This window comes from Sphingobacterium sp. BN32 (assembly GCF_030503615.1).
Classification (GTDB): domain Bacteria; phylum Bacteroidota; class Bacteroidia; order Sphingobacteriales; family Sphingobacteriaceae; genus Sphingobacterium.
In genome coordinates this window covers 2,986,458-3,008,340 of sequence record NZ_CP129963.1, presented here as the reverse complement: position 1 = coordinate 3,008,340, position 21,883 = coordinate 2,986,458, and the positions used below count along the sequence as shown (strand labels likewise).

Sequence of the window (21,883 nt, the reverse complement as noted above, 5' to 3'; positions counted from 1 at the left end):
GCAAAGAGGTAGCTGTCCCCCAAAAGGACAGCTTCTTTTTTTATTTAATGTTTGCCGTATTTTCTTCTGCGAAGCCACTGCTGCGAGCCTGCGAACAAGAATAATAGGAGTATAGGAGCTCCCACATTAACGACCTGCCAGAACACCTTATCTGATTTCACTTTCGCTTGATCTAATAATCTTAATTTCACTTCGCGACCACGTAGAGCGACCAGACTCTCATCATAAAGCATATAGTCTACCAGATTATTCAAAAGCGTTTTGTTAGCAAATTGCTGCTGCATATATCGATCCCAGCCTAAAGGAAATGGTGATTGATCCGCTTGGTTCACCTGATTAATCAACCAGTCGCCATCGGAAATAACGAACATCTTTGCCTCTTTGGAAAGCTGGCTTAAGTCTTTTCCTTCCGCAATCCCTTCCGGAGTAGGGCGGTTCTCATACAGGTATGGGAATTTCCCTTCCATTAGGACAGCAACCGGAAGCGGCTTTGACTTGAATTTATTAGGATCAGGTTGTTCGTCCAATAACTGTAATCCGATTTGGCTAGGTGGAGTGACCACTCTGCTGAACGGTGAAGAAGTTAAGATAATCTCTTTGCGTATGCCTTGGCTAGCAATAGTGTCCAATGTGCTGATAAATTCCGTACGGATGCCATCGAGGTTTTTTACCAAAGTCGATTTGCTAGTCGGTACGAGGATAGGGAAGAAGTACCAAGGCGCAAGCTCAATCTGTGGCTGTCCGGATATATTGCCTACCGTCACTGGAATCTGTCCGCAGTTTAAATCGGCAATCAGGTCATAGTTGATCCGCACGCCGTAGGTAAATAGCTGATCTTCCAGGTTCAGCTGTCGCGTAACGAGCGGTTGGCTGCCGGATTGGCGGATATGCTCTAAACTCGCATCTATCGGGTCAATAGCCCAGATAATGCGACCTCCGTTTCTAACAAAATAGTCTATCTTATATTTCTCAGCTTCGCTGAAAGCTTGCTGTGGCTTCGCTACAATCATTAAGGATAGCTGATCCAAGGATTGATAGTTCGTGGAGTCTAAGTTCACACGTCCTACCTGTCCGGTAGACATCAGCGATTGCATCGCGTCATATAGTTCCAGATCGCTAGGCTCGCCATGTCCTTCGGTAAAACCGATAAACGGCGTCTCGCCACTGTTTAACTTCTTCAACGCGCTAGCAAAGGCATATTCTAAGTTCTGAACGGAGTTATTCAGCACATCCTCAGGTGCAGCCCCCATCTTAGTCTGCAATAGATTAACAGCAATCTCCTGTTCGCCATCGCCTACGATAGCCCAAGGGAAGATTGCCTTTTGCGACATTCCGCCGTCGCTCTTGACATTGAGGTTCGTAGGGTATAATCCCCGCTGTATAAGCGCATTGCTAAACTCTTGTCTTTCCTTTTCGGTACCCTCCAATGGATTGATCACATTAAAGCTTATCCTTCCGCTGTTGTAAGCACGTAAATTGTTCAGCATCTCCACAGCGCTGTTCTTCAAGCGAGAAAAGCCGTTCGGAAGATCGCCATCCAGAAATATAGTGACCTGTATATCTTTCTTCAATGACTTTGCCAGGTCCTTGCTGGTTTCGGATAGGGTAAATCGCTTATCCGCAGTAAAGTCTATACGCCCTAGATGGGAAGTAATAAAGGACTGGTTGAGAATTAAAACCAATACGATTGCTCCTGCGTACATGCTCATAGTCTTCCGCGTCGCTGTGAAAAAGCGATTCAGATGGCCGATTGTAAAGACGATAAAGATAAAGGCAAGGGATATAAAATAGATCAAGTCTGCACCTGTTAAGACCCCGCGGCTGATATTGAAATAATGTTCCTGAATGCCGAACTGTTTAATCCCATATTCGAAAGCAAAGAATGCCGAAAAGCCGCTGATAGCATCAAAAGCATAATAGAAAAAGAAACAGCCAAAGACTGCAATAAGGAAAGCCACAATAGGATTCTTGCTGATACTGGAGCTGAATATGCTGATCGCGATAAAGGCTATCCCCAGGAATAGTAATCCTATATAGGAGCCAATAATAGCGCCTGTGTCAATATTGCCAACAGGATTCGCTAGGAAGTAGAGACTAACCGGATACACCAGCGTAGGTGCAATAGCTAGCACAAGAATGACCAATGCACCGAAGAACTTCCCTAAGACAAGCTCGGTAATCGATATCGGACGGCTCAGCAGTAAGTCGTATGTACCATCAGACTTTTCTCCGGCAATACTGCGCATACAGATTGCAGGAATAAGAAAAAGCAATACGTAAGGTGCAAGGTTAAAAAAGCTATCCATATTTGCATAGCCTGCATCTAGAATAGCGGTATCTGGGAAAATCCAACATAACAAGCCTGTTATTAACAGGAACAGCGCAATCGCCAGGTATCCTGTATAGGCGTTGAAATAATTTGCAATCTCTTTTTTGAAAATACTATACAAAGGGTCTTTTATTTTGGTATCTAAATTAGAAAAATACCCGTTGTGAACAAAACTTTCATTTTCCCATTGAAACAGCTACATGCCTGAAAGTTTTTGATGGCCGTTGAGAATAGGCAGTTTCGGGAAGAAAAGTATCCCGCTTTCGCTTGACTTCATACGAAAAAGCGCGAGAAATATGATATCCCTCGCGCTTAAATCTTTTAGTCTTTGGCTCTTAGCGTTTTCCTGGTAAGTAGATTTGGAAACCTACAGAAACACCAAGTCCTGACTGTTTATTCGCAGCGTCGATGTTTGCTTTTGAATAGTTGTAACCGAACATCGCTTCTAATGCTACAGTCTGCGTGATAAAGTGCGCATAACCAACATTAGCACCAAGGTTTAATGATACGTCGCTACCTGCAGAAGATCCACCGATACCGATATCACCTTGTCCGAAGAAACGACCTGTTGCGGAAGCACCACCTGGAAAGTAGTAACGAACAAATGGTGAAATTCCATATCCCCATTCATTGTCAGCATCTTTTACAGAAGTAAAGCCTAAGTTTGCTTGAGCTCCGATTGCTAAGCCATCGGTCACAAAATAACCAGCACGTGGGTTTACATTAATATTGAATGATTTTCCTTCAAAGCTATAACCTAAACTTCCCACTGATCCACCTACCATCCAGTTACCTTTCTTAATAGGTTGCATGCCAACATCTGCTGATGTTTGAGGTCTAGTTTCAATTTCAACTTGTGCATTGCTGTAGCTTAAACAGCCTACGGATAGCGCTAGGGTAAGTAATAAATTTTTCATATGCTATTGTGTTTATATAATGAACAGTTATTCCGATAAATTGTTTAGGTATTTGTTAAAAAACAACAAAATTAAACGACAGGTTACTGATATTATTATAACATCGCGGAAACATTTATTGTTTATTCTGTAAACGAATAAACTATCAGTAACATTATGTAGGAATTCTGAAGAGAAATATTAAAAATTAAAGCGTAGAGAAATAACCACAATCTTAGTTGCTGTGCTGCACGAAGATATCTTCCATGCTCATGCTTGGGAATTGCGATGCAAGATCTGCCTTAGCAATCTGCAACCTCAATTCACCCTTATTGATAATGATAATCTCATCGCAGATAGCCTCTACTTCTTGCATAATGTGGGTAGAAAGCAATACGGTTTTTTCTTTCCCTAAGGCTTTGATCAGATTGCGGATTTCAATAATCTGGTTGGGATCTAAACCGGTAGTCGGTTCATCCAGGATCAGCACTTCGGGGTCATGGATAATCGCCATCGCCAATCCGACGCGTTGCTTATAGCCTTTAGAAAGCTGATGTATTTTCTTATGCTGTTCGGCTTGTAAGCCGGTAAGTTCGATGACTTCTTTAATGCGCTGTTGCTTGTTGGCAATCTTATGCAGATCAGCTTCAAAGGACAGTGCCTCCTGCACATACATATCAAGATATAAAGGATTATTTTCCGGGAGATAGCCTATTCTCCTCTTCAGTGCAAGCGCCTGATTAGACACATCCATGCCTAAGACCTTTACGGAGCCGGCTTCGAAGGGCAGGATGCCCGTCAAGATTTTCATGCAGGTCGATTTACCCGCGCCATTCGGACCAAGGAAACCAATGATACGGCCATGGCTCGTTTGGAAGCTAATGTTGTTTAATGCGCGTTGCTTCCCGTAAAGTTTCGTAAGCTTGTCAACCTCAATCGCCATCTTATTGGATATATTTAGAGCGGATATTCCGCTTCTTGATATAATAGTCTAATGCTTTGGCCGCCTCAAACGGACGGTCGGTAGAAAGGATATCAGCACCACGATCGACATATTCCGCATAAACTTGATAGCCCGCTTTTTCTGCCGAACGGTCTAAGTTGCCGATAGTGCCCAAAATAGATTTGATACCATGGAGACGAAGCGCGCTGTATAAACTAGAATCGGGTTCACTGGTGCCAACGAAGGCAACCAATCTATTATCGGGAATATCCAGATCACTTAAGCGTGTTAAATCATCAGGTTTCTTCATGCTGGCCGATATCATCAAGTCGGGAGCCAGACGATTAACAACCGCTGCCTGATTAGCCGAATAAGTAATAATAATCGTGTTTGTCTCGGTCTGCGTCTTGCGAATCAGATCCACCACTAATTCATAGGGAACTTCTTTCTTTACATCTAACGTATAAAGAACTGTATTCTTACCCCAGATAAGCGCTTGTTCCAGCGTAGAAATACCATAACGCGTAACTTGTCCTTCGGAATCTTTCAGCTTCAGATCCTTCAGCTCAGCGTAGGTTTTATTGATGACTTTGCCCTTACCTGTTGATGTACGGTTTAGCGTCTCGTCATGCATCAACACTAGCACGGAGTCTTTCGTCATGCGCACATCGCATTCGATAATTACAGGCATTTCTCTTGCTAATTCCGCAAAAGATGCAATACAGTTCTCGGGATAGTCTGGAAAGCCGCCACCGCGATGCGCACTGATCAATGGATAGGAATTCTCAGAATAGGTTAGAAAGTCGTAAAACTCCTCAACGCTATTGATATTAAAACGTTGAGAAACCTTCGGATACATTTCAACATTATCCGGTGCTGTTCCACGGAAACAGCCCGTGGCAACTATTAAAAGTAATGTGGCTAAACCTATAATCTTACTCATGCTACTCCGCATCGTTCTTTTGGTATTCTTCTATAATTGCAATCAGCTTTTCTAAAGGGGTGTTGATCTGATCAACATGTATATGTGCTCTGTCGTAATAGGGCGCGCGCTCATCGAGTTTTTCTTCGATGAAGGCTAAGAGTTCCTCACCCGTAAATCCTTTCAATGCGGGGCGTTTATTAACGTCGGATTGACTTAATCTACTCCATAAGGACTTCGGACTATGCTTTAGATATAATACAGTACCATTCGCCAGCAACCAATCCATATTATCGAAATAACAAGGAGTACCACCACCGGTTGAGATGATGCCTGCGCGACCTTCCTGCTCTTTCATCACGGTTTGCTCTACTTTGCGAAAAGCTTCCTCACCATGCTGTTGAAAGTATTCCGGAATGCTCATCCCGATCTTTTCCACGATAACATGGTCCATATCAATGAATGGGACCTGTAGCGCGTTCGACAACTTCTTGCCCCAGGTCGTCTTTCCGCTGCCCATAAAACCAATTAAAAATACCGGCTTACCCATTATTGCATCTTGTCGAAATAGTTCTTAATCAGCTCTTCTTTTGATGGGAAATTGTATTGCGACCATTTCTTAACCACAACGCCATTCAGCATCAACATCACGCCAGGATTCGAACGAACCATGCTCTTCAAGGGAACAGCATCCACATAGAAAGTTTCCAATACCAGATCCATCTGATCATTCAGGTAGTTCACATCTTCTGTCGAAGATGCGGTCGCCAAGATGGCGCGAATATTATAATCCTCCGAAAGTTCTCTAATCGTCGTATTGATGCGGTCCAATGCCTTAAAATCAAATGGTGAAAGCTTAGTCAAATCTCTGCTCACCACGATAAAGTTAAAGTATGGGTTGCTGATCACTTCCTCCGTACGGTCTGTACCTTCGATATCTGTAATAATTAAATCTGGAATAGGCAATTCGAAGCCTTTCTTGATCAGCTTGCTTTCCGGATCGCCAATAACCTCTAAATTCTCGTCTTCCCACAGCTTCTCGCCCAAATATTCTTTGTCCGTCACTTTCTTGATCTCGCCAGTCGTCTTATTCTTCAACTGATAGATATGTTCATAAACATCAGGTTCTGCACCCTCTGGAATCTTGCGAAGCTCAACTAGGTTATTTCCCTCCTTGTAAGGTAGGAAATCAATAAACGGAAGGAAGTATAAAGTGTAAATACCGATTCCAAAGGAAGCGATAATAATAAAAAGTGTCAGTAAATTACGCGTGAACAAGCTTTTGATAAATGGCTTGATACGGTCTCTGTAAATGAAAATTGGGATGATCAAAATCAGCAAGACAATATCCTTTATGAAAGACTCCCAAGGGGTCAATGGGATAGCATCCCCAAAACAACCGCAGGATTTTACTACTTCAAAGAATGCCGAGTAAAACGTAAGGAAAGTAAAGAAGATTATCAATAGCAGTAGGCCCCATGCGACTTTCCTGCCGGCGATTCCCAGAATCAACAATGCACCAAGAATAATCTCTAAGGCACATAGCGCAATTGCAATCCAATGCGCATAGTCGTTCAGGAAGTTAAGGCCGAAAACATGGAAATACTCCTGAAGTTTATATCCAAATCCGAGCGGATCGTTTGCTTTTATAAGCCCTGAGAAGATGAACAAAGTCCCGACAATAAGCCTAGGAATCCATAGCCATAAAGCTGGTTTTTCTTTTTTTTGCGTGTTGAAACTGCCTGTATAAGTCATTATTCTGCTTTTTCTGCCAAACCTAATTTAATCAATGCGAAGACCGCATAGTTTAGCATATCTTGGTAATTGGCGTTCAGACCCTCAGATACTAAGGTCTCGCCGTTGTTGTCTTCAATCTGTTTTACACGATGCAACTTGGTCAGGATCATATCCGTTAATGAGGAAACGCGCATATCGCGCCATGCCTCGCCATAGTCATGATTCTTCGCTAGCATCAAATCACGTGTCAGATTCACCTTTTCCGTGTACTTCGCTTCGACAAAAGCGGGATCTAGATTATCCTCGCCATCCTCGCCAAGCTCTAACTGCATCATCGCAATAATGCAGTAATTGATGATACCGATATATTCGTCGATTATACCTTCACCCACCTTAGAAACCTTCTTCACCTCCAGCGTACGGATGCGCTGCGCTTTGATATAAAGCTGATCAGTAATCGAAGTCAGACGCATAATACGCCATGCCGTACCATAATCTTTTGTCTTCTTAATAAATAAATCTTGACATTGAGCGATGACACGGTTGTATTCAGAGATGGTATCCATATAATATTGAGTACTTTTTTGATGCTAATTTTCACAAATATAACGAGAATTAACTAGACCTTATGGTCAAGCCAGTGTACATTTTTAGGTTTCCTTCCTAATTTTTGCTGTTTTCCGCTACCTTTGAAGATAGAGCAGGGAAAAACGCTTGCAATAGACTTTCAGTAGCCTATCAAATTTAAACTATCTACAATGGAAATAAAGAGTCCTGAAATTAGGGAAGTAAATATTATCCGCTATATACAGCCATTTCGTGAAGGAGGTTCTCTACCGGGCTTGGTCGATGCGGATGACGGGTTCAGCTACGTCATTAAATTCCGTGGAGCAGGGCAGGGGAAGAAAGCCTTGGTCGCTGAGTTTATCGGTGGCGAATTGGCGCGCTTCCTGGGGCTTCGCGTCCCGGAGATGGTGTTTGCACATTTGGACGTCGGCTTCGGAAGGACCGAACCGGATGAAGAGATCCAAGATCTTCTTAAATTCTCCGAAGGCAAGAATCTAGGCGTACATTTCCTCAATGGCTCTATTACTTTTGATGCGAACGTTGATACCATTGATGCCGAAGAAGCGTCGAAGATTGTATGGCTAGATGCTTTACTGATGAATGTAGACCGTACGGCGAAGAACACCAACATGCTCGTTTGGCATAAAGAGCTTTGGATGATCGACTACGGAGCAGCATTGTACTTCCACCACAGCTGGGACAATTGGGAGGAGCAGATCGGGAAGCCTTTTGTACAGATCAAAGATCATGTATTGCTGAAGCAGGCCTCCGAAGTGGAGAAGATCGATCAGGAATATAAAAGCTTGTTTACTCGCGCAAACATTGCAAAGGTGCTTTCAGCAACTCCCGATGAGTGGCTAATCGACGATGTTAGAAATCTAACGGCTGCCGAAGTACGAGAAGTCTATGTCGAATTCATTGCTAGACGCGCTGAGCAATCTGAAATTTTTGTAAATCAAATCCAACATGCACGATAGAACCTTATACGAATATGCCGTGGTTAGGCTGGTTCCTCGTGTGGAGAGAGAGGAATTTTTAAATATTGGCGTTTTGCTGTATTGCCGAAAACAACGTTATGCGGAAATCTTGTATCATGTCGATCAGGAGCGATGTTGTCACTTGGCGAAGGATATAGACTATGAACAAATTGAAGCCCATTTACATTCGATGCGCCAGGTTTGCCAAGGTTCAAAAGATGGTGGCACATTAGCCCAGCTTGATCAAGCCGAGCGCTTCCGATGGTTGACAGCATACCGTAGCACCCTTATCCAGTGCTCGCCTGTTCACCCGGGCTTATGCATCGATGCTGCAACAACGCATCAAGAATTATTCGAAAAATTAGTGCTATAAAACCTTAAATTAGCATTAGAACGCATACTTATGAATATGAAAGACTTTTACGAGCATATCTTCCAAAAGCAACAAGCCGTTCAAGATATGCCCAGCAATAAACAGATTGCGCAATGGGCAGTTGCTCTGATGCACCTGCTATTCCCGGAGCGCAATTCGCATACCTACCATGAGCAAGCCGATGTAGAGGCTGCCTTTCAGGTATCCGAAGCCGAGTTATACCAGTTATTGCTCAAAACAAAGGCCTGTGCAGAATGCGACGTGAAGAAGGTAGCCGCCACTTTCTTTGAAAAGCTACCACAGAACTATCAGATTATGCTGACCGATGCGCAGGCAATCCTAGACGGCGACCCGGCAGCAAAAAGCTTAAACGAAGTGATACGCACTTACCCTGGTTTTCTGGCAATCTGTATTTACCGTATTGCGCATGAGTTATTGATTCAAGGCATCCCTTTGATACCGCGCATCCTCACCGAGTATGCACATTCCAAAACAGGAATTGACATACACCCGGGCGCGCGTATTGATGAATACTTGCATATTGACCACGGAACAGGTGTTGTAATCGGCGAGACTTGTATTATTGGGAAACACGTGAAACTTTATCAGGGCGTAACGCTTGGGGCCTTAAGTGTAGATAAGAGCTTATCCAATACACAGCGCCATCCAATCATTGAAGATCATGTGATTATCTATGCCGGAGCGACCATACTCGGAGGAGAAACTGTCGTGGGGCATCATTCTGTCATCGGTGGTAATGTCTGGCTCACTGCCAGCGTAGCACCCTATACGACTGTATATCATCAACCTAATTCTAAATTTATCGACTCTAAACCGCTAGCATAATGGGAAACATTATAGAAACAATCGGAAATACACCATTGGTCGAAATCACTCGATTTCACAACAACCCAAAGGTTAAAATATACGCCAAACTAGAAGGAAACAATCCTGGCGGCTCCGTAAAGGACCGCGCAGCCTTGAATATGATTCGCTCGGCAATGGAACGCGGCGAAATTAACAAGGATACCAAGCTGATCGAAGCGACAAGCGGTAATACCGGAATTGCTCTGGCTATGATCGCAAGCATGTTTGGTTTATCCATGGAATTGGTGATGCCTTTCACATCAACGCGCGAGCGCACCTTGACGATGGAGGCATTCGGTGCTAAAGTAACCTTATTGGAAAGCATGGAGATTTGTCGCGATTATGCGGAGGAGAAGGCTGCAACGGGCGAATATTTTATCCTGAATCAGTTTGCCAATCCAGATAACTATGCTGCGCACATCAAGACTACTGCACCGGAAATCTGGCGCGATACAGAAGGCATGATTACACATTTCGTAAGTGCTATGGGAACAACAGGTACCATCATGGGCTGCTCGATGTTTCTAAAAGAACAAAACCCGGAAATACAGATTGTAGGTTGCCAACCAACGGAAGAATCTTCCATTCCCGGAATTCGCAGATGGCCAAAAGAATATCTACCGAAGATCTTCGATGCCTCGCGTGTAGACCGGGTGATTGATATTGCGCAGGCCGATGCAACCCAAAAGGCTAGGGAGCTAGCACGTCAGGAAGGTGTATTTGCCGGCATGAGCTCCGGTGGAGCATTCCATGCTGCCTTGCAAGTTGCCAATGAAATCGAAGAGGGCGTCATCGTCTTTATCGTTTGCGATCGAGGAGATCGATACCTCAGCTCCGATTTATTCGGATAGCATATAAATATTTGCGCCAGTAAAAAAACATTTACTGGCGCAATTTCTTCAAGCCTATCAGGTATTATCTACCATCCAAAGACCAAACCTCATAGATCGGGTCGCCCTTCGATGATAGTCCCGAGTGATGCCAATCCTTGTTTTTCACTTCTCCTTTAAACGTTAATTTCGCTCCAACGCGGCTGTTGTCTCGCGAGAAGAATAGTATCTCTTCGACATAATCCTTGTTGTTGAAACTGTATTTACCTCCGCCAGTGCCATAGAATCCTTTTTCTGCCGGATTAATAGCGATCCATTGGAAGTAACCATCCACAAGTAATTTAATCGTTTTACGATCGCCGCGCGCTATGCTCGACATTTTGTTGTCCTGCTGGCGACCCGTAATACGCCAAAGACCATCAAGGCCTTGCTTTTTCGCAGGTTGCTTCTTGAAATCTAGCCCATCGATGTTTGCATTTTGACCGTTTATTTTGCTTTTCAGCTTTTTATCAGACCCTACTTCTGCCGGGTTAGCATCACTGTATTCTACTTTTACCGTAATGCCGTCAGCGCTTGCAGCGTACGGACCACCCCAAGTCGACAGGTATTTATTGTCTTCATATTTAATAAATGAGGCATAGCCATCGATCAATAACAGCAAGTGATTAGTTTGACCATCTTTTGCCAAATAGGCACCGCTTGTTGCTAGCTTTTCCTGCGCATAAAGGCTCGTGGAAAGTAAGATCACAACGAAGATTGAGAGAATTCTTTTCATGCTATGTGTCGTTTTGGTTATCATTAAATATAATTAAAACCATTTAAGTATCAAACTGTTTGCTTTTCCAAGGGTTTGTTGTGGCGGGATATCGTCATACTACAGTATCTTCTACGACAGGAGCTATAACTCTCATGGAAAAGGGTTAAATTTGCAGATATTTTAAATCATTAGTACCATTGCGAAACTTTACAAATACGCTGCTTACCTTCATCGTTTTACTTTTAATCTGCCAATACAGCTTGGCGCAATCGGACTCCTTAGAGATCAAACCCAAAGACTCACTCCATTTTAAGGATCCTGCTTTTATGAAGGATACTTTAACCTGGAACCTGAACCCCAAACGTGAGAAAAAGTTCTGGAGGGCAGGGGCAGAGTGGTTTCTGGCGCAGGCATTACCAGCTTCTTTCAATCGATTTATTACACGCGACCCTTATTCCTATATCACGTTCAAAAATTTTATCGACCATCAACGTTTCAGCGCTTGGGATTGGGATGATAATCAATTCACGACAAATCAGATCGATCACCCCTTTCACGGGCAGATTTATTTCAACGCTTTCCGTAGTAACGGTTATAATTTCTATCAATCGAGTATAGCGACGGTAGCGGGAAGTTACATCTGGGAAACGGCCGGCGAAACGCAACATCCTTCGATCAACGACCTCGTGAACACGACCTTCGGGGGTATCCTCTTAGGGGAGATGATGCATCGCGTATCGCGAAATATCCTCGCAAGGAATAAGCATCATCATAACCGTATCGGAAATGAGGTTGTCGCGACTATAGTCAATCCTGTGAATGGCTTAAACCGTTTGCTTGATGGTAAATGGGGCAAAAGTGTAGAAGACTACTTTCTGGTAGACTCCTCCGTTATTGCTGCCGAAGTCGACATGGGAATCCGCCGTTTCGACGCGAAGGAGGGCGACTTCCTGACCAAGGGAAAGAATGCTTTCTACGGACGCCTTCGTTTCCGCTATTCCAATGGCGATCACAATTATAAGCGTCCTTTTGATCAATTCTCCGTCAACTTAGAACTGGGAAATGGAGACAGCTCTTTTATCAATGCCGTAAACGTGCATGCGCTGCTTTACGGTGCCAAATTCTTTAAGTCGCAAAAGGGGGAACATTTCGGAACCCTCAATGCACATTATGATTTCTACAACAACGATGCATTCTTCTACGGTGCACAAAGTGTCAACTATAATTGGGTATCGGAGTTCCGCTATAAGAAGAACAATCGGTTAAACTTGAGCGTCGGTGCCGGTGCGGTCGTATTAGCTGCGGTTCCAGATCCTTATCTCCTTTACGGCGCCAGCAGAAACTACAATTACGGGCCGGGTGCATCCTACCGCTTCCGTGGAGAGCTCAGCCTATTGAACCTCCTGATGATCTCGGCAGACTACAATGGCGGCGTGTTCTTCACGATATCCGGTAATGATTCTTATTATGTTCTGCACGGTTTAAACACCGAAGCCAGCCTACGTTTGTACAAGCGCTGGTCGATAAACTTAAGCTCAGGATACTTTAACTTGCAAGGCCACTTCAAAGACGAGAAATACCAAGATTTCAGTAGAGAATATCCTTATGGCCGGTTGTCGATAGGGTATAATATATTTTTCTAAAATAGTAGTTAGTATTTAGTAGTTAGTATTTAGTAGTTAGTATTTAGACCTTTGGCGTCCTGTTTTGGTGGTATTTTCAAGGGTATACAGGATCTTTTTTCTTTGAACCAGGAAAGGAAGGATTTAAGGATATGCAGGATCTTGTCAATCCTTGCATCCTTTTTTTCCTGGTTCAGAAACGAACTTCTTTTTTTCTTTCAACAGGATCCTGCCAATCCTTAAATCCTTCCTTTCCTGGTTCAAGACAAACTTCCTTCCCGATTAAATATCCGCTATAGGTCTTTATACTAAATACTAACTACTAGACAAAAATCTACCTGCTATGGATCAAACCCCTTACAAAGCCCTTTCATAACCCTTTCAAACCCCAATCAAACCCCTTCTGAATGGGCTTTACATTGGGTATGAAAGGGTGTTTATTGAGGTATGATTGCTCGCAGTCTCCTCTTCTTCATTAACAATTATTTAATCTCTATTGTGAGAAATAAGTGAGATTGATTCTTAGCTTTACTTTCTGGAAAATACTTGAATTTATATGATAAAAAACTACACTTTTACCAGCAAGGCTATTTTTGCTTTGCTGTGTGCAATTTGTGCGTCGGTTAATTTCGCATCTGCGCAAATCGACCTTTCGCATTTGCAGAAACAGCACGCGATCGAGCTTTCACCGGTAACTCCGGGAGTTCGGTATCTCTATGAAACTCCAGTTTCAAGAAAATCAACCTTCGAGTTTACAGGGGGAATGGATGCTAGTCTGATTTTCGCTTATTCAAAATCTTCGGTCAAAATAAACGAAGAGCGGATTGAAGAGAAAGAGCGGCGCTTTCAACTTTACCTGACCCCGAATATTGGCCTGGCTTATAAATTTTATTATAACATGGATAAACGTGTAGAAGCAGGAAAGAATGTGGACAACAATGCGGGGAATTATTTTGGACTTCGGATGATCAATGGCTTGGAAGGCTGGACCACGGAAAAAGTAAAAACCGAAGCTTATAAAATGGAACGTCAGGGATTTTCGAAAAACTACATTGGATTTGCTTCAGCAGTTTGGGGGATGAACAGAAATCTGGGTAAAAACTTTGTATTTAATTTTGAAGTAGGGCCGGGCAATGTATTTGGGGAGGACAGGGAATCGGAATTCTCTTTACGTTTGAATACGGGGTTTAAGAAAGTATTCTAGAAGGTATAAAAAAAGGTTAACAGTCGCCTGTTAACCTTTTAATATTACTAATTCTTAATTCTTCTATTTGTCTAGTTTTTCGAATTTATCGAAATCAATCTTTTTAGATTTTAACTTCACAGTTGATTTCAATTGATCGAATACTTTAAGCGCTTTTACCTCTTCGAATAAGCGGTTTGCTTGTTCTCTGTCAGATAATAACTGCATTGCGAATTGTTGTAATTGCTCGTCAGTTGGCTCTTCGTTGATGTTGTACATTTTGATTTGCGCGTAGATACGCTCTTTAGCTAACTCAACAACTTCGTCATATTTTACTTCTAGGTTGTTTGCTGTAACGATTCTGTTTTCAATAATCGTCCATTTCAAGTTGCTAATGAAATCTGCGAATCCTTCCTCGATTTCTTCTGTAGTTAAGTTCGGGTTAGTTGCTTTTAACCACTTTTTCAAGAATTCCTCAGGGAATTTTGCATCCACTTTATCCATACCAAAAGTGTACATATCGTTACGTAACTTTTGTGCAGAGTTTTGTTTGAATAGGTTTTCAACCTCTTCAGTTACTTTTTCGTTGAATTGCTCTTCTGTTGTTACTTCACCTGCAGGGAAAAGTTTGTCAAAGAACTCTTGGTTCAAATCAGACTCTTCTAATCTGTTGATGTTTTTAACCGTCAATTCGAATTTTGTAACGTCTAAAGCTTCCGCTTCATCTTCAGTAATACCCAAGATGCGCGCTAAGTCAGCAACTTTGAAAGCTTTCTTCACGTCGATTTTTACGGTATCATCTTTTTTCAAGCCTACTAAAGATTTTTTGATCTTAGCATCCTCGATGATGTCTGTACGAACGGAAGTAGTTTTTTCGATTCCTTCTTCTTTATCTTGCTTCAAAGCAGCGTATAATACATCACCTTCCTCAGACACTTCTGGGTTGGTCATTTTACCGTAGCTACGACGTAAGTTTTTGATACGTTCTGCTAAAGTAGCCTCGTCAGCTTTGATATCGTATTCAGTGAATTCAGTTTCTGCGTTGAAAGGAACTTCAAATTCCGGTGCTAAACCAATTTCGTATTTGAAATTGAATGTATCGTTGAAATCCCAGTTGTATTTTGCGTCTTGATCTTCATCAAGAGGTAGCGGCTGACCGAGTACTTCTAATTTTTGCTCGCCAATGTATTCTGCAATCTTATCATTGATCATTCTGTTGATCTCATCAAATAAGATTGATTTACCGTACATACGTTTGATATGTCCTACTGGCACCATCCCTGGACGGAAACCTGGTAATTTAGCTTTTTTTGCTTGGTCTTTAATTGCTTTATCAACTTGCGGGTTGTAATCCGCTGGAGCAATTTCCACTTGGATACTTGCGTTGATGTCGTCAATGTTTTGGTGTGAAATATTCATACTCTTCTTTTAGCTTTTCGCAATAATAAAAAAAAATCCTCCCGAGAGATTACTTACGGGAGGATATCAAGTGCGGAAGAAGGGACTCGAACCCCCACGCCTCGCGGCGCCAGATCCTAAGTCTGGTGCGGCTACCAATTACGCCACTTCCGCAGTTAGGATTTTATTGAGCCACAAAGATAGAAACCAAACCTATACATGTCAAGACTTTTCTACTCTTTTTTTTACTCCTTTTTTGTAACTCTTTGTTTAGTAACCTAGTAAATTTTTATAGCATAGCATTTATTTTATCCTGTAATTGGGTTTTTAGGTAAATATCAACAAATAGGGAGGTGAATAGAGTAGAATTTCATTAACAATTCTTGATAAGTCGAAAAAATTTAGATCTGTTTTTGGAGCGAGCAGACGCTTCAATACCCATTGATTATTCCATCGGCGTAAAATTTCGCTACATTATTTTTGAAAATAATTTGGCAATATGGTTTTTTCTGCATTACTTTGAAAAACAAAGTACTTTTATGAATCAGCAAGATCTACTAAAAGATATCGGACAAATTCGCGCTATGATGGAGCGCTCCTCGAAGTTTATGTCGATCAATGGACTTTCTGGGGTATTGATTGGGTGTTTCGCTTTAATCGGGGCGGCTGCAGGCTACTATACCGTATATGGTACAAAGAGTGAGTTTGGGTACCGCGACCATTATGTGTTGGAAGAGCAGGTGCTTTGGAAACTCGTTGCTATTGCGCTTCTTGTACTGATTGTTTCTATCGTAACGGGCGTGACGATGGCGAAAGCCAAAGCTAAAAAAATAGGGCAGACCATATGGAACCCGACGAGCAAAGCCTTAGCGAAAGCCATGGCGATCCCTTTGCTGACCGGTGGACTATTTAGTCTGATTTTAATTTTTCGCGGCGATTATTCTTTTGTTGCATCCAGCTTATTGATCTTTTATGGGCTGTCTTTGACGGCAGCATCAGTATTCACTTTTGCTGAAGTTAGAGTACTTGGAATTTTGGAAATTCTTTTAGGCTTATTAGCTTTGGCGTTTCCTGGCTATGGCGTTTGGTTTTGGGGGCTTGGCTTTGGGGTATTGCACATTGTTTATGGTCTAATCGTACATAAAAAATACGAAAAGTGAGTTTGGATTTAACCTTATATGATAAAGTTTTAGAGAATCGAGTCCGCCTACAGATTATGAGTATTCTGATGGCAAACGAGTCCTACGACTTTAATTCATTTAAAGAATTGTTGGAAGTGACGGATGGGAACCTGGCTTCGAACCTAAAAAGTTTGGAGAAGGAGGGCTATATCAACGTGACCAAGTCTTTCATCGATAGGAAGCCCAACACGAGGTATAGTAAGACCGATAAGGGACAGAAAGCGTTCGAAAACCACTTAATTGCGTTGGAGCAATTAATAAAGCAGCAGTATTTATAATTTTTTTTGTCTAATAACTTTGAAATTCAAAGTACTTTTTAATAAAAATAGAAAATATGAGAGGACTTCGTTAAAAATTTATGCTTCACTTCTATAACTGGTCGAGTCGGGTCTATGCCGAGCTGTTTAAAGCCCATAAAGAAGATCAATTACAGCGTGCATTCGCTCAAAAAACTAATATTCTAATTTTAAAATAATCTATCATGGAAAATATCGAACACAACAATCCACAGGAACAAGCGGCTACGAAGTCAATTTACGATCGCGTTACGGGTTCCGTAGTCTTAAAATTTGGCGTAGTTTTCTTTTTGACGCTCATTTTATTAATTCCGATGAATCTAATTACTGACCTGATCTATGAACGTAAATACCGGGAACAGAGTGTGTCGAATGAGATCGCTGTTAAATGGGGCAAGGAGCAGGTTATTGCCAGTCCGATCATCGTCGTGCCTTACGATGAGGTTCGGGAAGTTGTGGAAGAATCCGCTCAAGGTGTAAAGCAGGTCGTGAAGACAGTGGTGAACCGTTGGGCGCAGCTGCTTCCGGATGAGGTACAAGCAACAGCGGAGGTTAGCCCTGAGCCATTGAAACGCGGTATATATCAAGCGGTAGTCTACAGTTCCAAGATCAAGCTGAAAGGAAAATTCGTTGGCTTCGACATGGAAAAGCTCGACGTGTCATCGGAAAAGTTGAAATGGAACGAGGCAAAATTGATCTTTGGCGTGCATGACGTCAAGGGATTGACAGCAAATCCAACCCTGAACTGGGGCGGAACGAAGATGGAACTTGGAAAGTCAAATTATGAAATGCGCCCTTATTTGGAGAATTTGATCGTTGATTTACCATTGTCGGGAAATGAGGACCTAAAGAAAGGCTTTGAGCTTGACTTTGATATTCGCGGGTCTCGTTCTTTGAACTTCCTTCCTTTAGCAAAGCAAACAGACATCGACGTGAAGGGGAATTGGTCTAACCCGAGTTTCAATGGTGGCCACCTCCCGGAGAGCCGTGACGTAACAGATCAGGCATTTGCAGCAAAATGGAGCATTCCTTCTTTCAGCCGCAAGCTCCCACAACAGTGGACCGGTGGGCAGCAAAATATTTACGAATTCCTAGGCGTAGATCTGAATAGCGAGCATGGCGAAACGTCTAACGGTCTTTATGATGCTATTCCTGCAACAGCAACTTCCGCTAGCGTAGAAGCAAATGCAGAAATGATCAGTTCAGATTACGATATGGTTCAAATAAATTTCTTACCTTCAATAAACAATTATCAAAAGACTACGCGCGTAACGAAATACGGGATCCTAGTCATCGCCTTAACCTTCGTTTCGCTTCTCTTCATGGAAATTATCAAGAAGCAGCGCGTGCATATTATCCAATATGTGTTGATCGGTTTTGCCATGGTATTGTTCTATGCTTTACTTCTTGCCATTTCCGAGCACCTGGGATTCAATATTGCATATCTGTTGGCGGCATTAGCGACCATCTTATTGATAGCTTCCTTTGTTAGAGCGATTACGAAGAATATGAAATCGGCGCTTATATTTGGAGCAATATTATCCCTATTTTACGTATTCATTTATATTTTAATGCAGCTGCGCGATTATTCTTTAATTGTAGGAACGATAGGTGTATTTATCATTTTGGCCGCATTGATGCGCTTATCGACGAAGATTGACTGGTACCAATTCGATAAACGATGATTAAGCTTAAAAAAGAATCATTCCTCATGTATTTAACCAGTATCTGGTTATTGCTGACCTCCGCGAGGCACTGAAAACCATGTGGAATTTCTTAATACCTCGCAACTTTAGTAAATTGGCTCAAAAAAGAGAATAATATGTTGAGATTATCATGTATTGGAGCACTCTTATTGATCAATAATATGGCTGTTGCACAGAGTAAAGAAGTTCCACAGAAAGTGAAGAGACCGCAGGTAGAGAATCAGGTCAAAACAATAAATGGAGGTACTCCACTAAGTCCAAAGGCACTTTGGGAGCTAGGAAGGGTGAGTGCTGAAGGTTTATCTGCAGACGGTACACAATTGATATACGGTGTTTCGAACTATCAGTTTGACGATAATAAATCCGAGAAGAATCTATTTGTGATTCCGACTAAAGGCGGAGTGGCAAAGCAATTTACCAGCGAAGCGGGTGGTGAGTCTGTCTTATCTGTTCAAGAGAATGGCGATGTATTGTACATGTTCAAAGGCCAGATTTGGCAGAAGAGCTTAAAGGGCGGCGATGCAAAGCAGTTGACGAATATTGAAGGGGGCTTGGAGAATGTGAAAATCTCACCGGACGGCAAGTCGATCTTATTCAGTAAATCGGTTTTGTTAAAAGAATATCATTCCGTAGACAAATATGCCGACTTACCGAAGTCGAATGTCTATATCTATGATAATTTAGACTATCGCCATTGGGATACCTGGAACGATGGTCGTTTTAATCATCCTTTTATCGCGAGCTATGATAATGGAAAGATTGGCGAGCCTAAAGATATTATGGAGGGCGAGCCTTTCTATTCGCCGCAGATGCCTTTCGGAGGTGCGGATGACTTTGCATGGGCACCGGATAGCAAATCGGTTATTTATGTCGCAAAAAAGCGGTTTGGGAATGACTATGCACAAAGTACCAATACAGACTTGTATCAATATGATATCGCATCTGGCAAAACCAGTAATCTGACGGAGGGGATGAGCGGATATGATACCAATCCGACCTACAGTAAGGATGGAAAGCTCTTGAGTTGGTTAAGCATGAAGACCGATGGCTATGAGGCTGATAAAAACGATATCATTCTTTTAGAACCTGCCTCAGGAAGAAAGGTGAACTTAACGGCTCATTGGGATGGTACTGTAAATTCCTTCGTTTGGAGTAAAGACAATAAGAAGATCTATTTCGTTGCGCCAACCAAAGGTACGGTACAACTTTTCGAGATCAATGTGGTGAAAGGCGTGTGGTCGAAGATGCTACCAAAGATTACGCAGATATCCGAAGGCGATTTTGATATTACCGGTATTGTTGGTGAGACTCCTACGGGTCTTATCGTGACCTCTACGAAGATGACGAGAGCAACCGAGGTATATGATTATAACTTTAAATCTAGAGCAATCAAGCCGATTACCACAGTGAACGACGCGAGATATCGTCAGATTGCCGATACGAAAGTTGAAGGCAGAATGACGAAAGCTTCTGATGGTTTAGATCTTTTTTCGTGGGTAATCTATCCGCCGGACTTTGATCCAAGCAAGAAATATCCGGTGTTATTGTTCTGTCAGGGTGGTCCGCAATCTGCAACGACACAATCTTATTCTTTCCGTTGGAATTTCCAACTGATGGCTTCTCAAGGTTATATTGTTATTGCTCCGAACCGTCGCGGGATGCCAGGATGGGGCGTGACATGGAACGAGCAAATTTCAAAAGACTGGGGTGGACAATCTATTCGCGATTACTTATCGGCAATCGATGATCTTTCGAAAGAGTCCTATGTAGATAAAGAGAATATCGCTGCGGTAGGGGCAAGCTATGGTGGTTATTCGGTCTTTATGCTTGCAGGTATTCATGAAGGAAGATTCAAGTCCTTTATTTCACATTGTGGATTATTTGATATGACTTCCTGGTATGGTACAACGGAAGAGCTATTCTTTGCTAATCATGATATCGGTCCTTATTGGGACAAGAATAATGCGAAGTCGTATAATGAATTCAATCCGATCAAACATATTGACAAATGGGATACGCCTATTTTGATTTTCCAGGGCGGTAAAGATTACAGAGTTCCGATTGGACAGGGCTTAGAAGCTTTCCAGGCGGCTCAGTTGAAAGGCGTGAAAAGCAGATTAGTTTATCTTCCGGAAGAGAATCACTGGGTTCTTTCAGGACATAATGCGCAGGTATGGCAGCGAGAGTTTTTCGGATGGCTATCGGAAACCTTGAAATAAAGCGAGAGTATTCTTAACTAAAAAGAGCGACCGATAATTGGTCGCTCTTTCTTTTTGCAATAAAGTGAGCTTAGGATTTCCCCTTCGCTAAGCTTTATGCTATTTCGTATCCTTCTTACCGAAGATGGATATCTTCAAGTATTTACCAGGGTTAGTTTTTAAGTCTTGCACCAACTCATCTAAGCTTTTCGATGCGTTGTTCAGGTTGTTATAAAGCTTCTCATCATGGATTAACAAGCCAATAGAACCTTCTCCAGAGTTGATCTTATTGGTGATAGCTTGCACATCACGCATCGCCTGATTTGCATTATCGATGGTTGCTTTAATTTCAGTTTTGGAAAGATCGGAGGATAGGCTATCTAAGTTGCCCAGGATGTTATTGATCTTCGCGTTATTATTCTTGAAGTTGTTGGTAATGGACTCTAAGTTAGCCATGATGTTAGCCAGTCTGTTCTTTTCAGAACCCATTAAACCGTCGACATCGCTGGTAATTTTCTCTAGGTTTTTCAATGAAACTGAAATACTATGCACACTGCTTTTGAAATCACGTTGGAACCCATCGTCTAAAACAGAGTTTACACCGGACAATACCGAGTCTAATTTTTCCACCAAGTTTTCGATTTTCTTCTGCAAAGGCTCTACCTTTTCCATCAGATTCGCTTGAACATCCGACAAAAGCGGATCGCCACTTCGTGCCATTGTTGTGCTGTTGCCCAGCTCGAATACAATGGCTTTGCTGCCTAGTAAATCGGCACTCACGATCCTGGCTACCGTATTGGATGGAATATCATAATCGTTGTTGATCTTAAACTCCGTGCGTATTTTACCATTTGGTTGCAGGGTCAATTTGGATACACGGCCAATTTGAAATCCGGAAACGAGTACCGGTTTTGAAACGGCCAATCCATCAACATTGTCGTATTCTGTATAAAATGTGTTTTCGCTGCTAAAGACATTATTGCCTTTTAAAAAACTATAGCCGATAAATAAAATGGCAATAGCAATACTGGTTAATGCGCCGACCTTGGTTTCGTTAGATATCTTCAAAATATTCTTAATTAAGTTATTCTCTCCTATATA

Annotated in this window: 20 protein-coding genes and 1 tRNA gene; 10 read left to right on the top strand and 11 right to left on the bottom strand. The window is 42.3% G+C overall.

Annotated elements, in window-relative coordinates:
- Positions 1-44 precede the first annotated feature (44 nt).
- From gldG to QYC40_RS12685, 7 genes are all read right to left on the bottom strand, one after another.
- Complete coding sequence (gene gldG, locus QYC40_RS12715; protein WP_301990537.1) at positions 45-2,450, bottom strand: gliding motility-associated ABC transporter substrate-binding protein GldG; 2,406 nt, start codon at positions 2,448-2,450, stop codon at positions 45-47.
- Between the two features lie 214 nt (positions 2,451-2,664).
- Positions 2,665-3,246 (bottom strand): hypothetical protein, encoded by a 582-nt coding sequence (locus QYC40_RS12710; protein ID WP_301990536.1) that lies wholly within the window; start codon positions 3,244-3,246, stop codon positions 2,665-2,667.
- A 214-nt stretch (positions 3,247-3,460) separates the two neighbouring features.
- Positions 3,461-4,168, bottom strand: coding sequence for an ATP-binding cassette domain-containing protein (locus QYC40_RS12705; RefSeq protein WP_301990535.1), 708 nt, complete (start codon positions 4,166-4,168; stop codon positions 3,461-3,463).
- Between the two features lies 1 nt (position 4,169).
- Complete coding sequence (locus tag QYC40_RS12700) at positions 4,170-5,111, bottom strand: glycerophosphodiester phosphodiesterase family protein (RefSeq protein WP_301990534.1); 942 nt, start codon at positions 5,109-5,111, stop codon at positions 4,170-4,172.
- 1 nt (position 5,112) lies between these two features.
- Positions 5,113-5,640: a shikimate kinase gene (locus QYC40_RS12695; protein WP_301990533.1), complete on the bottom strand. Its 528-nt coding sequence runs from the start codon at positions 5,638-5,640 to the stop codon at positions 5,113-5,115.
- Positions 5,640-6,845, bottom strand: coding sequence for a BT_3928 family protein (locus QYC40_RS12690; protein ID WP_301990532.1), 1,206 nt, complete (start codon positions 6,843-6,845; stop codon positions 5,640-5,642). The genes QYC40_RS12695 and QYC40_RS12690 overlap by 1 nt, the downstream gene beginning before the upstream one ends.
- Complete coding sequence (locus QYC40_RS12685) at positions 6,845-7,393, bottom strand: DUF1599 domain-containing protein (protein WP_301990531.1); 549 nt, start codon at positions 7,391-7,393, stop codon at positions 6,845-6,847. The genes QYC40_RS12690 and QYC40_RS12685 overlap by 1 nt, the downstream gene beginning before the upstream one ends.
- Before the next feature lie 192 nt (positions 7,394-7,585).
- Between QYC40_RS12685 and QYC40_RS12680 the strand changes: the two genes are divergently transcribed.
- The 4 genes from QYC40_RS12680 to cysM are packed head-to-tail and all read left to right on the top strand — an operon-like array spanning position 7,586 to position 10,462.
- The gene (locus QYC40_RS12680; RefSeq protein ID WP_301990530.1) at positions 7,586-8,371 is read left to right on the top strand and encodes a HipA family kinase; all 786 of its coding nucleotides are present in this window, start codon (positions 7,586-7,588) and stop codon (positions 8,369-8,371) included.
- Positions 8,361-8,744: a DUF3037 domain-containing protein gene (locus tag QYC40_RS12675; RefSeq protein ID WP_301990529.1), complete on the top strand. Its 384-nt coding sequence runs from the start codon at positions 8,361-8,363 to the stop codon at positions 8,742-8,744. The genes QYC40_RS12680 and QYC40_RS12675 overlap by 11 nt, the downstream gene beginning before the upstream one ends.
- Positions 8,745-8,774: 30 nt before the next feature.
- A complete protein-coding gene (locus QYC40_RS12670) occupies positions 8,775-9,590 on the top strand; it encodes a serine O-acetyltransferase (RefSeq protein ID WP_301990528.1) in 816 nt (271 codons plus the stop codon).
- Entirely contained in the window at positions 9,590-10,462 is an 873-nt protein-coding gene (gene cysM, locus QYC40_RS12665) for a cysteine synthase CysM (protein ID WP_301990527.1), read from the top strand. Before QYC40_RS12670 ends, cysM begins: the two co-directional genes overlap by 1 nt.
- 64 nt (positions 10,463-10,526) lie before the next feature.
- Here the strand turns inward: cysM and QYC40_RS12660 are convergent, their stop codons facing one another.
- Complete coding sequence (locus QYC40_RS12660) at positions 10,527-11,216, bottom strand: hypothetical protein (RefSeq protein WP_301990526.1); 690 nt, start codon at positions 11,214-11,216, stop codon at positions 10,527-10,529.
- Positions 11,217-11,395: 179 nt separating this feature from the next.
- Between QYC40_RS12660 and QYC40_RS12655 the strand changes: the two genes are divergently transcribed.
- Together QYC40_RS12655 and QYC40_RS12650 are read left to right on the top strand one after the other, a co-directional pair.
- The gene (locus tag QYC40_RS12655; RefSeq protein WP_301990525.1) at positions 11,396-12,841 is read left to right on the top strand and encodes a DUF3943 domain-containing protein; all 1,446 of its coding nucleotides are present in this window, start codon (positions 11,396-11,398) and stop codon (positions 12,839-12,841) included.
- Positions 12,842-13,376: 535 nt separating this feature from the next.
- Positions 13,377-14,024 (top strand): hypothetical protein, encoded by a 648-nt coding sequence (locus tag QYC40_RS12650; RefSeq protein ID WP_301990524.1) that lies wholly within the window; start codon positions 13,377-13,379, stop codon positions 14,022-14,024.
- A gap of 63 nt (positions 14,025-14,087) precedes the next feature.
- Here QYC40_RS12650 and QYC40_RS12645 read toward each other — a convergent pair whose 3' ends face one another.
- Together QYC40_RS12645 and QYC40_RS12640 are read right to left on the bottom strand one after the other, a co-directional pair.
- Positions 14,088-15,422, bottom strand: coding sequence for a trigger factor (locus tag QYC40_RS12645; RefSeq protein WP_301990523.1), 1,335 nt, complete (start codon positions 15,420-15,422; stop codon positions 14,088-14,090).
- Between the two features lie 71 nt (positions 15,423-15,493).
- Positions 15,494-15,575 (bottom strand) — tRNA-Leu (locus tag QYC40_RS12640).
- A gap of 365 nt (positions 15,576-15,940) precedes the next feature.
- Between QYC40_RS12640 and QYC40_RS12635 the strand changes: the two genes are divergently transcribed.
- From QYC40_RS12635 to QYC40_RS12620, 4 genes are all read left to right on the top strand, one after another.
- On the top strand, positions 15,941-16,561 hold the full coding sequence (locus QYC40_RS12635) for a hypothetical protein (RefSeq protein WP_149526905.1): 621 nt from the start codon (positions 15,941-15,943) through the stop codon (positions 16,559-16,561).
- Positions 16,558-16,860 carry a transcriptional regulator gene (locus QYC40_RS12630; protein WP_301990522.1) on the top strand — a complete coding sequence of 101 codons (303 nt, stop codon included), beginning with the start codon at positions 16,558-16,560 and terminating at the stop codon, positions 16,858-16,860. Before QYC40_RS12635 ends, QYC40_RS12630 begins: the two co-directional genes overlap by 4 nt.
- Positions 16,861-17,063: 203 nt before the next feature.
- Positions 17,064-18,563: a cell envelope integrity protein CreD gene (gene creD / locus QYC40_RS12625; protein ID WP_301990521.1), complete on the top strand. Its 1,500-nt coding sequence runs from the start codon at positions 17,064-17,066 to the stop codon at positions 18,561-18,563.
- A gap of 137 nt (positions 18,564-18,700) precedes the next feature.
- Positions 18,701-20,803 (top strand): S9 family peptidase, encoded by a 2,103-nt coding sequence (locus tag QYC40_RS12620; RefSeq protein ID WP_301990520.1) that lies wholly within the window; start codon positions 18,701-18,703, stop codon positions 20,801-20,803.
- A gap of 99 nt (positions 20,804-20,902) precedes the next feature.
- Here QYC40_RS12620 and QYC40_RS12615 read toward each other — a convergent pair whose 3' ends face one another.
- The gene (locus tag QYC40_RS12615; RefSeq protein WP_301990519.1) at positions 20,903-21,850 is read right to left on the bottom strand and encodes an MlaD family protein; all 948 of its coding nucleotides are present in this window, start codon (positions 21,848-21,850) and stop codon (positions 20,903-20,905) included.
- Positions 21,851-21,883 lie beyond the last annotated feature (33 nt).

Coding starts and splice junctions, on each gene's coding strand:
- QYC40_RS12705 (WP_301990535.1), bottom strand. CDS start 4,168: ATGGCGATTGAGGTTGACAAGCTTACGAAACTTTACGGGAAGCAACGC.
- QYC40_RS12620 (WP_301990520.1), top strand. CDS start 18,701: ATGTTGAGATTATCATGTATTGGAGCACTCTTATTGATCAATAATATG.
- QYC40_RS12660 (WP_301990526.1), bottom strand. CDS start 11,216: ATGAAAAGAATTCTCTCAATCTTCGTTGTGATCTTACTTTCCACGAGC.
- QYC40_RS12670 (WP_301990528.1), top strand. CDS start 8,775: ATGAATATGAAAGACTTTTACGAGCATATCTTCCAAAAGCAACAAGCC.
- QYC40_RS12675 (WP_301990529.1), top strand. CDS start 8,361: ATGCACGATAGAACCTTATACGAATATGCCGTGGTTAGGCTGGTTCCT.
- cysM (WP_301990527.1), top strand. CDS start 9,590: ATGGGAAACATTATAGAAACAATCGGAAATACACCATTGGTCGAAATC.
- QYC40_RS12685 (WP_301990531.1), bottom strand. CDS start 7,393: ATGGATACCATCTCTGAATACAACCGTGTCATCGCTCAATGTCAAGAT.
- QYC40_RS12690 (WP_301990532.1), bottom strand. CDS start 6,845: ATGACTTATACAGGCAGTTTCAACACGCAAAAAAAAGAAAAACCAGCT.
- QYC40_RS12645 (WP_301990523.1), bottom strand. CDS start 15,422: ATGAATATTTCACACCAAAACATTGACGACATCAACGCAAGTATCCAA.
- QYC40_RS12700 (WP_301990534.1), bottom strand. CDS start 5,111: ATGAGTAAGATTATAGGTTTAGCCACATTACTTTTAATAGTTGCCACG.
- QYC40_RS12710 (WP_301990536.1), bottom strand. CDS start 3,246: ATGAAAAATTTATTACTTACCCTAGCGCTATCCGTAGGCTGTTTAAGC.
- QYC40_RS12680 (WP_301990530.1), top strand. CDS start 7,586: ATGGAAATAAAGAGTCCTGAAATTAGGGAAGTAAATATTATCCGCTAT.
- QYC40_RS12635 (WP_149526905.1), top strand. CDS start 15,941: ATGAATCAGCAAGATCTACTAAAAGATATCGGACAAATTCGCGCTATG.
- QYC40_RS12695 (WP_301990533.1), bottom strand. CDS start 5,640: ATGGGTAAGCCGGTATTTTTAATTGGTTTTATGGGCAGCGGAAAGACG.
- creD (WP_301990521.1), top strand. CDS start 17,064: ATGGAAAATATCGAACACAACAATCCACAGGAACAAGCGGCTACGAAG.
- QYC40_RS12650 (WP_301990524.1), top strand. CDS start 13,377: ATGATAAAAAACTACACTTTTACCAGCAAGGCTATTTTTGCTTTGCTG.